This is a genomic window from Winogradskyella sp. (assembly GCF_028289625.1).
Lineage (GTDB): Bacteria > Bacteroidota > Bacteroidia > Flavobacteriales > Flavobacteriaceae > Winogradskyella.
The window spans coordinates 16,430-30,774 of sequence record NZ_JANQOM010000070.1 but is presented as its reverse complement, the minus strand read 5'-3'; the positions used below and the strand labels follow the sequence as shown (position 1 = coordinate 30,774).

Sequence of the window (14,345 nt, the reverse complement as noted above, 5' to 3'; positions counted from 1 at the left end):
AAATAGAACAATTGAAATTGTAAAATTCCTACCAATGGCAAAAATAACTGACAATGAAAAACCCTGATTAACTGTACTAATCAGGGTATTAAAAAAATATTAATAGCATATATTTTAAATGCCAAATGTTGCCTTAACCTTATTTACATAGTCCAATTTTTCCCAAGTAAATAATTCTACATCTAAAGTTTTGGATTTGCCATTAGGTTGAACAAAAGTCTTACTAACGACTTCATTTTGTCGTCCCATATGGCCATAAGCTGCAGTTTCACTATACATAGGCTGACGTAATTTTAAACGATTTTCAATCGCAGCAGGGCGCATATCAAATACTTCAGAAACTTTTTGGGCAATCTCACCATCCGTTAAATTGAAAGGACAGGTACCATAGGTATCAATAAAAATTCCCATGGGTTCAACAACTCCAATAGCATAAGACACCTGTACTAAAACTTCATCACAAATTCCCGCAGCAACTAGGTTTTTGGCGATATGCCTTGTAGCATAAGCTGCACTGCGATCTACTTTACTAGGATCTTTTCCAGAAAATGCACCACCCCCATGAGCGCCTTTACCACCATAAGTGTCCACAATGATTTTACGCCCTGTTAAGCCTGTATCACCATGAGGGCCGCCAATAACAAATTTTCCAGTTGGGTTGATATGATAGGTAATATCTTCAGTAAATAAAGGTTTAATATGGTCCGGTACCTTGGCAACAACTCTAGGCATTAAGATGTCAACGATGTCCTTTCTGATTTTAGCTAACATGGCTTCATCAGAGTCAAAATCATCGTGTTGAGTAGATATAACAATCGCATCAATTCGTTGAGGTGTATTATCGTCGCTATATTCTATGGTTACTTGACTTTTAGAATCAGGTCTCAGATAGGCAATGTCTTTATTTTCTCGGCGTAGCGCTGCCAGTTCCTTCAGAATAAGATGGGAAATATCTAAGGCTAATGGCATATAATTGTCTGTTTCGTTGGTAGCATAGCCAAACATCATACCTTGGTCACCAGCACCTTGCTCTTCTTTAGAAGCTCTATCAACGCCACGATTGATATCTTCAGATTGCTCATGAATAGCAGAAAATACACCGCAAGAATTACCATCAAACATGTATTCGCCCTTTGTATAACCAATTTTATTGATGGTGTCTCTAGCAATCTTTTGCACATCTAAGTAGGTGTTTGATTTTACTTCCCCAGCTAATACAACTTGTCCGGTCGTTACTAAGGTTTCGCAAGCCACTTTAGATTCTGGGTCAAAAGCTAAAAAGTTATCAATTAACGCGTCACTAATCTGATCAGCAACTTTATCTGGATGTCCCTCTGAAACACTTTCAGAAGTAAATAAATAAGGCATATCTCCTGTTTTATGTTAATTTTTGAATTTGCTAGATTACTTGGTCGCTAGAGAAGTAGAAAGTTTACTGCTTTAGCATTTTTTTACAAGGTTGCAATCAGACAAATTTTTCCTTTTTAAATCGAAGTGCAAAATTAGAAAATTAAATTAAATGAAAGGCCAATTTTATATTTTTATAAATTCATTAGGATATTAATTCTTTGTAGACCATATTTGTATTTGTTAAGTTCAAATAAATTACTGAAATGTTATCAAGAAAGGTGGAGGGATTAGACCCAATGAAACCTTAGCAACCCTTACTCGTAAGAAGGTGCTAAATTCTACTGTTAAACAGAACAGATAACGGAAATTAAATCTTCACTTTCCTGATAACAATAATAATTAATCAGGATGCCTAACATATATACTGAATTACAAAAACGAATCCTAGTCCTTGATGGAGCCATGGGCACCATGCTTCAAGCTTACAACTTCACAGAAGAGGATTTTAGAGGAGAACGCTTTAAAGATTACCCATCTCCCTTGAAGGGAAATAATGACTTGTTGTCCATAACACAGCCTAAGGCGATTGCTGAGGTACATACCAAATATTTTGAGGCTGGTGCAGATATTGTAGAAACGAATACCTTTTCAAGTACAACCATATCAATGGCTGATTATAATATGGAAGATTTGGTTTATGAACTGAATTTTGAATCTGCTAAAATAGCTAAGGAAGTAGCGAATAAATTTACCTCCCTTAATCCAGATAAGCCACGGTTTGTAGCTGGCAGTATTGGGCCTACCAATAAAACAGCGAGTTTGTCTCCAGATGTCAATAGACCAGAATATAGAGCCATTACCTTTAATGAGTTGCGAATTGCTTACAAAGAACAAGTAGAAGCTTTGATAGATGGTGGAGTTGACACACTTTTTGTGGAAACCATCTTTGATACTTTAAACGCAAAAGCTGCCTTATTTGCTATTGAGGAGGTTAAGGAGGAGCGAAACATTGATGTGCCAATTATGGTATCTGGTACCATTACTGATGCTTCAGGAAGAACCTTATCAGGACAAACCGTAGAGGCCTTTTTAACATCTATTTCCCATATTCCACTATTGAGTGTTGGGTTTAACTGTGCTTTAGGCGCAAAACAATTAAAACCCTATTTACAGAGATTGTCTAACGAAACCACCTTTTATACATCCGCACATCCCAATGCAGGATTACCGAATGCATTTGGTGAATATGATCAAACAGCAAGAGAAATGCAAAGCTTAATAGAAGAGTATTTACAAGATGGATTGGTCAATATCATTGGTGGCTGTTGTGGTACAAATCCTCAGTATATAAAGGCCATAGCTGAAGTTACCCAAAACTATCAACCAAGATTAACACAAGATTTAGCCTAATGTCAGAGAGTGATTGTAAGAAATATTTAACCCTATCTGGACTAGAGCCTTTAGTGGTGACTCCAGAAAGTAATTTTATAAATGTAGGCGAACGTACTAATGTTACAGGGTCGCGAAAATTTCTTCGATTAATTAAGGAAGAAAAATACAATGAGGCCTTAGAAGTCGCAAGAGATCAAGTTGATGGTGGGGCGCAGATTCTAGATGTCAATATGGATGAAGGAATGCTCGATGGTGTAGAAGCGATGACCACATTCTTGAATTTAATTGCGTCAGAACCCGATATCGCAAGGATTCCCATAATGATAGACAGTTCTAAATGGGAAATCATTGAGGCTGGTTTGCAAGTTGTTCAAGGCAAATGTGTTGTCAATTCCATAAGTTTAAAAGAAGGTGAGAAAGAGTTTAAGCGACAAGCCAAATTAATAAAGCGTTATGGAGCAGCAGTTATCGTTATGGCTTTTGATGAAAAGGGTCAAGCCGATAATTATGAAAGGCGTATAGAAATTTGTCAGCGCTCTTATGATATTCTAGTTGATGAGGTCAATTTTTTTCCACAAGACATTATTTTCGACCCCAATATTTTTCCCGTAGCCACAGGTATGGATGAGCATCGCAGAAATGCGCTCGACTTTTTTGAAGCTACTAAGTGGATTAAGGAGAATTTGCCCTGCGCTAATGTATCGGGTGGCGTGAGTAATGTGTCTTTTTCGTTTAGAGGCAACAATGTGGTAAGAGAAGCCATGCATTCGTCGTTTTTATACCATGCCATACATAACGGGATGAATTTAGGTATCGTTAACCCAACGATGCTTGAAGTTTATGACGAGATTGATAAAGACTTATTGATGCATGTTGAAGATGTTCTATTTGATAGGCGAGATGATGCCACAGAGCGTTTGTTGGATTTTGCAGAATCTGTAAAAGGACAGAAAAGAGCTCAAGAATCTCAGACGCAAGAATGGCGAAATGATGCCTTACAAGAAAGAATTACCCATGCACTAGTTAAAGGAATAGATACTTATATCAATGACGATGTCGAAGAAGCCAGATTATTATCTAAAAAACCTATAGAAGTCATTGAAGGGCATTTAATGACTGGGATGAATGTGGTAGGAGATTTGTTTGGAAGTGGAAAAATGTTCTTACCACAAGTCGTTAAATCCGCTCGTGTAATGAAAAAAGCGGTAGCCTATTTGCAGCCTTTTATTGAAGCTGAAAAAGATGGGAAACAAGAATATGCTGGCAAGATTTTAATGGCAACCGTAAAAGGCGATGTTCATGATATAGGAAAGAATATTGTAAGCGTGGTTTTGGGTTGCAACAATTATGAAATTGTTGACTTAGGCGTTATGGTGCCTCCAGAAAAAATTATTGAAACCGCACAAAAAGAAAATGTTGATATTATTGGGTTAAGCGGGCTAATTACGCCATCATTGGACGAAATGGTCTTTGTGTCTAAAGCTATGGAAAAAAAGAAGCTCGGTATTCCATTGATTATCGGTGGGGCAACGACCTCCAGGGCACATTCAGCAGTTAAGATTGCGCCACATTATAGTCATACCGTAATTCATATCAATGATGCATCAAGAGCAGTTACCGTAGTTGGCAATCTGCTTCAAAAAAATAATACTGTTTACAAAACTCAAATCCGCGAAGAGTATGATACGTTTCGCGAACAATTCTTAAAACGGGGAAAGAAAAAGGAATACCTTACCATACAAGAGGCACGGAAAAACAAGTTTCAAATTGATTGGGAAGCCTCTGAGATTATTACACCAGAGCATTTGGGAATTCATGTTCTAAAAGATTTTGACATTACAAAGCTCGAAGCATTTATTGATTGGTCGCCATTCTTTAGGAGTTGGGATTTACATGGTCGATATCCAGATATATTGGATGACGAAGTCGTTGGAGAACAGGCTAAAGAGCTCTTTAAAGATGCACAAGACATGCTAAGAAGTATTTTTAAAGAAAGGCTCTTAAAGGCCAAAGCTGTTTTTGGACTTTTTGCTGCAAATACAGTCAATGATGATGATATTGGAATTGTTTTAAAGGATAGGGCACAAAATGAAAGCATCTATAAATTCTTGACATTACGACAACAATCAAAGAAAGCTCAAGGAAAACCTAACATGGCTTTGGCAGATTTTATTGCACCTCTGGCCTCAGGAATACAAGATTATATAGGCTGTTTTTGTGTGTCGACCGGATTTGGAACTCAAGAAATAGCTTCAAAATATGAGGCGGGAAATGACGATTACAATTCCATAATGATTAAAGCCTTAGCCGATAGATTGGCTGAAGCCTTTGCGGAGTATCTTCATAAAGAAGTGAGGACAAATTATTGGAGTTATGCTAAAAACGAGAATCTTACCAATGAAGAATTAATTAAGGAAGTCTATAAAGGCATAAGACCAGCACCTGGTTATCCGGCTTGCCCAGACCATTTAGAGAAACAAACCATTTGGGATATTCTTAAAGTAGAAGAAACCATTGGTGTAAAATTAACTGAAAGCTTAGCCATGTGGCCAGCAGCGAGCGTAAGTGGTTATTACTTTGCAAACCCAGAAGCAAGATATTTTGGTTTAGGAAAAATTACAGAAGACCAAGTTGAGGATTATAGTAATCGAAGGGGAATAACTGTTGAAGAAGCCCAAAAGTGGCTCAACCCAAATATTGTGAGCTAACATATGAAAGTAACTGAGCATATAGAAAAGTCGAATGGGAGAACGCAATTTTCATTTGAAATTTTACCACCATTAAAAGGACAACACATTCAATCTATTTTTGATAATATAGATCCTTTAATGGAATTTAAACCGCCATTTATTGATGTCACGTATCACAGAGAAGAATACGTATACAAAGACGTTGGAAATGGACTTCTAAAAAAACAAGTTGTTAAAAAACGACCAGGTACCGTTGGTATTTGTGCTGCTATTCAAAACAAATATGATGTAGATGCCATACCTCATATATTGTGTGGTGGATTTACGAAAGAAGACACTGAAAACTTTTTGGTCGATCTCGATTTTTTGGATATAGATAATGTGATGGCACTGCGTGGCGATGCCGTTAAGAGTGAAACTTATTTCAGACCCGAAAAAGAAGGGCATACCTATGCGAGTGAGTTGGTTGATCAAATAGAAAATCTAAACCATGGTAAATTTCTAGATGATGAACTACAGAACACCTCTTGTACCAATTTTTGTATAGGTGTCGCCGCTTATCCAGAAAAACATATGGAGGCACCAAGCTTAGAAAGTGATATTCATTTCTTGAAAAAGAAAATTAAGAAAGGGGCAACTTATATCGTTACCCAAATGTTTTTTGACAATAAAAAATATTTTGATTTTGTTGAGAAATGCAGAAAAGAAGGTATAACAGTTCCAATAATCCCTGGTCTAAAGCCCATTGCCACAAAAAAACAATTGAATTTAATTCCGCATCGTTTTCACGTGGACTTACCTGAAGCGCTAATTATCGAAGTTGTGAAATGCAAGGACAATAAACAAGTAAGGCAGGTCGGTATTGAATGGTGTGTGGAGCAATCCAAAGAACTTCAAAAGGCTGGGATTCCTGTATTGCATTATTACTCTATGGGGAAAAGTAATAACATTAAAGCCATCGCCAAAGAGATTTTCTAAAACGTGACATTTTATTAAGTTTTTCGTAACATTTGCAATATGGATTTATTCTTAATTTTGCGCCGAATTTAATGCCCAAATCATGAAGTTTATAAAGCGAAATAAAACCGAGTTTAAATTTGCACTCCAGCTATTAGCAATTGCTGTAGCATCTTTATTAGTAGCCTTCTTCATAAATTAAATAATCTATTACTTTTGCCAGTAATAGATTATCCATGAAATATAGACTTACGAGTTTAGTATTCCTTTTAGGGCTCATATTATTTTCACAAGAAAAGAAAGTCACTGACTCTTATTTCGATATCAATTACTTTTCAGGAACTATAGCGCTTCACAATAATGATATCTTACATCTTATTACTGGTCATCCCGAAGGTATCATCTTTAGTTGGAATAAGAAAACTTTTGGTGATGAGGACTGGCAACAGCGCTTTAATTATCCTGACTATGGGGCCTCATTTATTTTTCAGAATCTAAGAAATGATGTTTTGGGTAATAATTATGGATTATATGCCCACTATAATTTTTATTTTTTTAAGAGACATCTAATGCTGCGTATTGGACAAGGCATCGCTTATAACACCAACCCTTATGATAAGGTTGAAAACCATAAGAATATTGCTTTTGGATCACACTTATTAAGCTCAACCTACCTGATGCTGAACTATAAAAAACCACGTCTCTTTGATCGTGTTGGGTTAGAGGGAGGATTGTCCTTAATCCATTATTCTAATGCCAATGTAAAAGCACCAAACACAAGTATTAATACTGTGGCGATTAATTTAGGATTAACTTACGATTTAGATGAGGAAGATTCTGAATATATAGATGATTTGGAAGACGAGAAGTACACCGAACGAATTAAATATAATCTAGCCTTTAGAAGTGGTATTAATCAAAGTGATATTATAGGCAGCGGGCAGTTTCCATTTTATATTCTATCTGCTTATGCCGATAAGCGTTTAAGCCATGTCAGTGCTATTCAGTTAGGCGCTGATGTCTTTTTTTCCAATTTTTTAAAGGAATTGATTTATTATCAGTCAGTATCCTTTCCTGAATTGGATGTCAGTGGCGATGAAGATTTTAAACGCGTTGGTCTTTTTGTTGGGCACGAGTTATTCATCAATAAAATGTCCATAGAGACACAATTGGGTTATTATGTGTATTACCCATTTGATTTTGAAGGTAGAACATATTTTAGAGTCGGTTTAAAACGCTATTTTGGCAACACATTTTTTGGTGCCATCACCTTAAAGTCACATGGCGCCAAAGCAGAAGCTGTTGAATTTGGAATAGGTGTAAGATTATGAAAAAACTAATTTTTATAGCTGTGTTATTTGTTTTTGCTTGCAATAGTGAAGATGCCAATGATTGTTTTCAAACAGCAGGAAAAATTATTCAAGAAGAGGTTTTGGTGCCTTCTTTTAATAGGATTTTGGTGAATAGGAATGTGGAGCTGATTATTTCTCAAGCCGAAAACTACAAAGTGACCATTGAAACAGGTGAAAATTTATTGAATGATGTAAAAGTGGAAGTCATTGAAAACCGATTAGTACTTACTGATAATAATACATGCAATTTTGTGAGAGACTTTGGCATTACAAAAATATATGTAGAAGCTCCCAACATTACAGAAATACGTAATTCATCACAGTATGAGGTGTCTTCTAACAATAGTTTGTCTTATCCAAGTTTGAGTTTAGTTTCTGAGGATTTTAATGAGAATATGGAATTTACTGTTGGTGATTTTAGACTAAGTGTACACAATCAGGATTTAGATATTCTTTCCAATAACATTTCTTCATTTTATATCAAAGGAATAACGGAGAACCTTTCTGTTCGATTTGCTTCTGGTTCTGGTAGATTTCAGGGCCGAGATTTAATTGCTCAAAATGTTCGGGTGAATCATCGCGGAAGTAACGATATGATTATCAACCCTATCCAATCTTTAATAGGCATACTTAGAGGTACTGGCAATGTCATTGCAGTTAACGAACCACCTTTTGTAGATGTGGAACGCATTTATACAGGGCAATTAATTTTTGATTGATGGAAATCCTTCTTTTCTAAATCACTTCCTTAACCAGCCTAAAACACGAGAATTATTAATTAGCCATTGCCCATCCTCAAAGGATAAACTATATGTTTCTCTTGAATTACCATAAGGTCCAGGATTCTGTTGTATAATTTCAATTTCTTTCTCTTTAACTTTAGAAATAATTGAAACATGCCCATATTTATTTGAAAGTGTTCCTGAATAAACCAACAGGTCGTTTACTTTGGGTTTTGATTTACTAGGATTGGTATGTTGAATTAAACCTCGCTGTTTATTTATCTGTCCATCTTTTAGATTTGAGTTAAAAAAATCTTTAGCATGACCATAACTTTCAGGCATTTTATGGTTTAATGCTTCATAGTAGTAGCGTTTAACGAATTCAACACACTGGAATTTTAATCCAAGATTATAACCATCTTCAGTTAATGCTCTACCGTTGACATTATCAACTCCACCATTATAATAAACCGATACTCCATTTAGATTGTCTAGTTCTTCACCCACATTATATTTAGGGTTTAAGCTTATCTTTTTTAATATAAGAAATCCACTTATTGTAAAAATGGAAATTCCAAATAAAAATAGACCCCATTTTTTAATTTATTCATAGCTGTTTTCTAAACTAAAGGTGAAAAATCTCTTTCCTTTGGAAAGGTAAAGATGGACCTTTTCTAGCTTGTCAATTCTCTAAACAAACTTTCCAAACTTGCATTTTTCTGATTGAGTTGTAGAATTTTCAATTCATTATCGTGCGCAAAATCAAACACATGAGAGCGCATATCTTCTTTTGTAGAGAACGTTACTTCATAAACAAAACCATAGGGATTTTTCACCGATGCTACTTTTGGTAATTTTAATAAAAAGGTATCTTCAACTCTATAATCAAATTCAACCACTACAACTTGTTCTTGCCCTTTCCTTAAGTCTTTTAAGTATTTGTCAGCAACGATTTCACCTTTGTTGATGATAATCACACGGTCACACATGGCTTCAACTTCTTGCATAATATGTGTTGAAAGGAAAACAGTTTTTTCTTTACCAATAGTTCTGATGAGGTTTCTAATCTCTACTAACTGGTTTGGGTCTAAACCTGTGGTGGGTTCGTCTAAAATTAAAACATTAGGATTGTGTAGTAAGGCATTAGCTAAACCTACACGTTGTCGGTAACCTTTAGATAGTTGACCAATTTTTTTATGCGCCTCTGGTTTAAGTCCTGTCAGTTTTATAACCTCGTCAATTCTAGATTTTGGAGTACCATAGACATTGGCATTAAAGCTTAAATATTCCCTAACGTATAAGTCCATATAAAGAGGGTTGTGCTCGGGCAAATACCCAACACTGCTTTGTACATTTTTTTTGTTAGTATTAACATCAAAACCATTTACGTTAGCAGAACCTTCAGATGCTTCAATATAAGTGGTCAGAATCTTCATCATTGTAGACTTACCTGCGCCATTTGGTCCTAAAAAGCCAACAATTTCGGCGTCATTCACTTTAAAGGAAACATTATTCAGCGCCTTTTGGTCTTTATAAAGTTTGGTTATGTTTTTTACTTCTATTGACATTTCTCGGAATATTTAATCAAAAATAATAATATAAAACAGGACTCAAGGTTTATCACTAAATCTTTAAAATCGTACTAATTTGTTAAAAAGCAGGGTTAACAATTTTGATTTGTAAAAATATTAATTACATTAGCCATTCAAATAATAAGAATGAATATATCTAAAACATATTTTAACTGGTTTTATTTCTTTTTTAAGTAAAGGAACGAGACTGCGTATGTTTTATTTAAATATAAGTTATGAAAGTCTCGATTTAATCGAGACTTTTTCTTTTTCAACCAGTAAAGATTGAAAAAGTCCAGAACTGTCACACTGAGCTTTGCCGAAGTGTTGATTTAGGATTATATAATAAAGAAAGACATTTGAGAAAACCAATAGCAATACAAGGCATAAAGGGATCGTTTCATCACGAAGTGGTACAGCAATACTTCAATACCCGGGCAGAAGTTGTTGAGTGTATGTCTTTTGACAGTGCTGTAGATAGTCTTATTAATGGCGATACGGATAACATAGTGATGGCTTTAGAGAATTCAATTGCAGGTTCCATTATTCCAAACTATGCGCTTATAGATAAGCATAATTTAAGTATAGTAGGGGAATATTATTTAGAGATTCAGCATAATTTATTGGCTTTACAAGGTGAGACTATAGCATCGATTAAGGAAGTGCATTCGCATCCAATGGCGTTGTTACAGTGCAAAGTCTTTCTTAAGGATTATCCACATATCAAATTGGTAGAAGCAAAAGACACTGCTGATGTGGCAAAGCAAATTTCAGATGGTGAAGTTAAAGGAATTGCAGCGATAGCGAGTAAAAATGCTGCAAGTTTATATGGACTCAATATTTTAGCAGAGAGTATTCAAACTATAAAGCATAACGAAACGCGATTTGTCATTGTAAGGCGTCAAAATCATATTTTTAAAAAAAGTGAACTCAGTAAAGCATCGTTAAAATTTGAATTGGACCACAAACGTGGTAGTTTAGCCACAATACTCAATGTTATGAGTGATTGTAAACTCAACCTAACCAAAATTCAATCCTTGCCAAAAATCGAGACGCCTTGGAAATATGCTTTTTTTGTAGATGTTACTTTTGATGACTATAAAGACTATGACAAAGCCAATTCCATTATGAAGATTATGGCAGAGAATTTTAAAGTATTAGGCGAATATAAAAATGCGAGATTATGATAGAGATTGCCGACCGTTTAAAACATGTAGAAGAATACTACTTTTCTAAAAAACTTAGAGAAGTTGCGTTTTTAAAATCGCAAGGAAAACCGATTATTAACTTAGGGGTTGGTAGTCCGGATTTAGAGCCACCTTTTAAGGCGACCATGTTGCTAAAAGATAGTTTAGATGAAGAAGGCGCAAACAAATATCAGAGCTATCAAGGTCTTCCAGAGCTTAGAGAAGAAATCGCCAATTTTTACAAAAAGCGTTATAAAGTTAGTTTAAGCGGTCAGACCGAGATACTTCCACTCCTTGGAAGTAAAGAGGGGATTATGCATATATCGATGGCGTTTTTAAATAAAGGTGATGAAGTATTGGTGCCAAATCCAGGATATCCAACCTATTCAGCTGTGACCAAACTTCTAGAGGCCAAACCTGTACTTTACGACTTAACAGAAGACAACCATTGGTTGCCAGACTTTATTGCGTTAGAACGCTTAGATCTTAGTAAAGTAAAAATAATGTGGATCAATTATCCGCACATGCCCACAGGTGCCAATGCACCTAACAAGTTTTATGATGAAGTTATCGCTTTTGGCAGACGTCATAGTATTCTAATTGTAAATGACAATCCTTACAGTTTTATATTGAATGAAAAACCGATAAGCATAATGCGTTACAACTATGCAAAAGAGGTATGCTTGGAGTTAAATTCTTTTAGCAAGACTTTCAATATGGCAGGTTGGCGTGTGGGTATGGTCGTTGGTAGTTACGAGCATCTTAGTGCCGTATTAAAAGTGAAGAGTAATATGGATTCTGGAATGTTTTATGGCATTCAGAAAGGTGCTATCGAAGCTTTGAAATGTTCGGATATGTGGTTTGTAAGTTTAAATAGTGTTTACGAACAAAGACGTGAACTAATTTGGAAATTGGCTGAAGCGTTAAACTGTACATACGATGAATATGCATCAGGACTATTTGTGTGGGCAAAATTACCACCACATATAAAATCGGAGGAATTTTCGGATGTTGTGCTTAAAGAGCATTCCATATTTATAACGCCAGGAACTATTTTTGGAAGTAATGGTGAAGGCTATGTGCGTTTTTCTTTATGTTCACCAGAAAAATTAATAGAAGAAGCAATAGCAAGGGTTTAGGCTTATGAAGGATATTTTTGTCATTGGAGTAGGATTAATAGGAGGCAGTTTTGCACTAGATATTAAGAAGCAAAATTCTGAATGTACAATTTTTGGAATTGATAATAATGAGGGCCATTTAGAAGAAGCTATTGAATTAGGAATAATAGATAAGAAAGCTAACTTTGAGAATTTACATAAAGCTGACTTGGTAATACTAGCTATTCCTGTCGATGCAGCTTTAGAGGTGTTGCCAGAAGTTTTAGATAGTGTTTCTGATGAAGCCATTGTATTTGATGCCGGATCTACCAAAGAAGATATATGCCTCAAAGTGAAAAACCACCCAAAAAGAAGAAATTTTCTTGCAGCACATCCTATTGCAGGTACAGAATTTTCAGGTCCTAGAGCTGCTTCAGAAGGATTGTACAAGAACAAAACCAATATCATTTGTGAGGTTGAGGAGACCGCCTTCAAGCTTCAAGAAAAAGCCTTAAAATTGTTTTCGGATTTAGGCATGCGCATTCGTTACATGAATCCTAAAGCTCATGATAAGCATATTGCTTACGTATCGCACTTATCTCATATCAGTTCATTCATGTTAGGAAAGACCGTGATTGAAAAAGAAAAAAACGAGCGAGATATTTTTGATATGGCTGGTAGTGGTTTTGAAAGTACCGTGCGCTTGGCAAAAAGTTCACCAGCTATGTGGACACCCATTTTTGAACAAAATAAAACCAATGTTATTGAAACGCTAGATGAGTATATTAATAACTTGAAACATTTTAAACATCTGATGGAAGATGGTGATTTTGAAGCGGTTTACAATGAAATGGAAACTACAAACCACATTAAAGATATATTGAACGGAATACAATAAAAATTAAGAAAGAGAAGATTAATAGTCCTATGGAAAATAAAAAACAATTGAGGAATTGGCTAGATGCATTTAACTTAGAACACCCTTTGGTTATTGCTGGGCCGTGTAGCGCAGAAACTGAACAACAGGTGCTTCATATTGCACATCAACTAAAAGACAGTGATGCGACAGTTTTTAGAGCTGGAATCTGGAAGCCAAGAACACGTCCAGGAAATTTTGAAGGTGTAGGAGCACTTGGTTTAAAATGGATGCAAAAAGCAAAAGAAGAAACTGGGATGATGATTACCACCGAAGTTGCCAACCCCAATCATGTCGAGTTAGCTTTAAAACACGATGTGGATATTCTTTGGATTGGTGCCCGAACAACGGTAAGTCCATTTATAGTTCAGGAAATTGCTGATGCTCTAAGAGGCACCGACAAACCTGTATTAATTAAAAATCCTGTTAATCCAGATTTATCCCTGTGGTTGGGTGCTGTAGAGCGTTTTTACACAGCAGATGTAAAAAATCTTGGTGTAATTCACAGAGGGTTTTCGACTTATGAGAAAACGCGTTACAGGAATAACCCAGAATGGCAGTTGGCCGTGGATTTACAGAATCGCTTTCCAGATTTGCCTTTAATCTTAGATCCTTCGCATATCGCTGGACGTCGCGATATTATTTTCGATTTAAGTCAAACGGCATTAGATTTAAATTACGATGGATTAATGATAGAAACCCATCACGATCCCGATAATGCTTGGAGCGATGCCGCGCAACAAATTACACCTGATACTTTGATAAAATATACCGAGGATTTGCGCATTAGAAAAGAAGTAGGTGAGGACGCTGAGTTTAAGAACAATATAAATACTTTAAGAACTAAAATTGATGTTATCGATCATCAACTGATTGAAATTTTGGGAAAACGTATGCAAGTCGTAGAAGGCATCGGAGCCTTAAAGAAAAAACATAATGTGGCGGTATTGCAAAACAAACGTTATAACGAAATTCTAGGTAAGATGATATTGGAGGGCGAAGAAAAGAACTTAAGTGAAGAGTTTATTCTACGTATGTTTAAAGCGATACATCAAGAATCGATTAATCATCAGGAGGAAATCATTAATCACTAAAAAAAGGCTCGCCATGG

The 14,345-nt window shown here is 35.7% G+C and carries 12 protein-coding genes and 1 riboswitch; of the genes, 9 read left to right on the top strand and 3 right to left on the bottom strand.

The window, feature by feature from the left end; all coding sequences use genetic code 11:
* Window positions 1-114: 114 nt before the first annotated feature.
* Complete coding sequence (gene metK, locus Q0992_RS14025; RefSeq protein ID WP_299525703.1) at window positions 115-1,368, bottom strand: methionine adenosyltransferase; 1,254 nt, start codon at window positions 1,366-1,368, stop codon at window positions 115-117.
* Between the two features lie 245 nt (window positions 1,369-1,613).
* Window positions 1,614-1,714: riboswitch (SAM riboswitch) on the top strand.
* A gap of 44 nt (window positions 1,715-1,758) precedes the next feature.
* Here metK and Q0992_RS14020 point away from each other — a divergent pair.
* The 5 genes from Q0992_RS14020 (at window position 1,759) to Q0992_RS14000 (ending at window position 8,460) form a co-directional block, all read left to right on the top strand.
* Window positions 1,759-2,760 (top strand): homocysteine S-methyltransferase family protein, encoded by a 1,002-nt coding sequence (locus Q0992_RS14020; protein ID WP_299525700.1) that lies wholly within the window; start codon window positions 1,759-1,761, stop codon window positions 2,758-2,760.
* The gene (gene metH, locus Q0992_RS14015) at window positions 2,760-5,450 is read left to right on the top strand and encodes a methionine synthase (RefSeq protein ID WP_299525697.1); all 2,691 of its coding nucleotides are present in this window, start codon (window positions 2,760-2,762) and stop codon (window positions 5,448-5,450) included. The genes Q0992_RS14020 and metH overlap by 1 nt, the downstream gene beginning before the upstream one ends.
* A 3-nt stretch (window positions 5,451-5,453) precedes the next feature.
* Entirely contained in the window at window positions 5,454-6,410 is a 957-nt protein-coding gene (gene metF / locus Q0992_RS14010) for a methylenetetrahydrofolate reductase [NAD(P)H] (protein WP_299525694.1), read from the top strand.
* Window positions 6,411-6,625: 215 nt separating this feature from the next.
* Window positions 6,626-7,720 carry an acyloxyacyl hydrolase gene (locus Q0992_RS14005; RefSeq protein ID WP_299525691.1) on the top strand — a complete coding sequence of 365 codons (1,095 nt, stop codon included), beginning with the start codon at window positions 6,626-6,628 and terminating at the stop codon, window positions 7,718-7,720.
* The gene (locus Q0992_RS14000) at window positions 7,717-8,460 is read left to right on the top strand and encodes a head GIN domain-containing protein (protein WP_299525680.1); all 744 of its coding nucleotides are present in this window, start codon (window positions 7,717-7,719) and stop codon (window positions 8,458-8,460) included. Before Q0992_RS14005 ends, Q0992_RS14000 begins: the two co-directional genes overlap by 4 nt.
* A gap of 21 nt (window positions 8,461-8,481) precedes the next feature.
* Here Q0992_RS14000 and Q0992_RS13995 read toward each other — a convergent pair whose 3' ends face one another.
* Together Q0992_RS13995 and gldA are read right to left on the bottom strand one after the other, a co-directional pair.
* Entirely contained in the window at window positions 8,482-8,970 is a 489-nt protein-coding gene (locus Q0992_RS13995; protein ID WP_299525677.1) for a CHAP domain-containing protein, read from the bottom strand.
* A 167-nt stretch (window positions 8,971-9,137) separates the two neighbouring features.
* On the bottom strand, window positions 9,138-10,031 hold the full coding sequence (gldA, locus tag Q0992_RS13990) for a gliding motility-associated ABC transporter ATP-binding subunit GldA (RefSeq protein WP_299525674.1): 894 nt from the start codon (window positions 10,029-10,031) through the stop codon (window positions 9,138-9,140).
* 362 nt (window positions 10,032-10,393) lie between these two features.
* On the opposite strand from gldA, the gene Q0992_RS13985 reads away from it, so the two are divergent.
* From Q0992_RS13985 to Q0992_RS13970, 4 genes are read left to right on the top strand one after another with little or no spacing between them, the layout of a single operon-like run.
* Complete coding sequence (locus Q0992_RS13985; RefSeq protein ID WP_299525671.1) at window positions 10,394-11,221, top strand: prephenate dehydratase; 828 nt, start codon at window positions 10,394-10,396, stop codon at window positions 11,219-11,221.
* Window positions 11,218-12,360, top strand: coding sequence for an aminotransferase class I/II-fold pyridoxal phosphate-dependent enzyme (locus Q0992_RS13980; RefSeq protein ID WP_299525668.1), 1,143 nt, complete (start codon window positions 11,218-11,220; stop codon window positions 12,358-12,360). The genes Q0992_RS13985 and Q0992_RS13980 overlap by 4 nt, the downstream gene beginning before the upstream one ends.
* A 4-nt stretch (window positions 12,361-12,364) precedes the next feature.
* Window positions 12,365-13,216, top strand: coding sequence for a prephenate dehydrogenase (locus Q0992_RS13975; protein ID WP_299525665.1), 852 nt, complete (start codon window positions 12,365-12,367; stop codon window positions 13,214-13,216).
* 29 nt (window positions 13,217-13,245) lie between these two features.
* Window positions 13,246-14,328: a bifunctional 3-deoxy-7-phosphoheptulonate synthase/chorismate mutase type II gene (locus Q0992_RS13970; protein WP_299525662.1), complete on the top strand. Its 1,083-nt coding sequence runs from the start codon at window positions 13,246-13,248 to the stop codon at window positions 14,326-14,328.
* The last annotated feature ends 17 nt before the right edge of the window (window positions 14,329-14,345 follow it).

Bases quoted from the DNA above. Each gene is read 5' to 3' on its own strand.
- metK (WP_299525703.1), bottom strand. From the start codon at position 1,368: ATGCCTTATTTATTTACTTCTGAAAGTGTTTCAGAGGGACATCCAGAT.
- Q0992_RS14020 (WP_299525700.1), top strand. From the start codon at position 1,759: ATGCCTAACATATATACTGAATTACAAAAACGAATCCTAGTCCTTGAT.
- metH (WP_299525697.1), top strand. From the start codon at position 2,760: ATGTCAGAGAGTGATTGTAAGAAATATTTAACCCTATCTGGACTAGAG.
- metF (WP_299525694.1), top strand. From the start codon at position 5,454: ATGAAAGTAACTGAGCATATAGAAAAGTCGAATGGGAGAACGCAATTT.
- Q0992_RS14005 (WP_299525691.1), top strand. From the start codon at position 6,626: ATGAAATATAGACTTACGAGTTTAGTATTCCTTTTAGGGCTCATATTA.
- Q0992_RS14000 (WP_299525680.1), top strand. From the start codon at position 7,717: ATGAAAAAACTAATTTTTATAGCTGTGTTATTTGTTTTTGCTTGCAAT.
- gldA (WP_299525674.1), bottom strand. From the start codon at position 10,031: ATGTCAATAGAAGTAAAAAACATAACCAAACTTTATAAAGACCAAAAG.
- Q0992_RS13980 (WP_299525668.1), top strand. From the start codon at position 11,218: ATGATAGAGATTGCCGACCGTTTAAAACATGTAGAAGAATACTACTTT.
- Q0992_RS13975 (WP_299525665.1), top strand. From the start codon at position 12,365: ATGAAGGATATTTTTGTCATTGGAGTAGGATTAATAGGAGGCAGTTTT.
- Q0992_RS13970 (WP_299525662.1), top strand. From the start codon at position 13,246: ATGGAAAATAAAAAACAATTGAGGAATTGGCTAGATGCATTTAACTTA.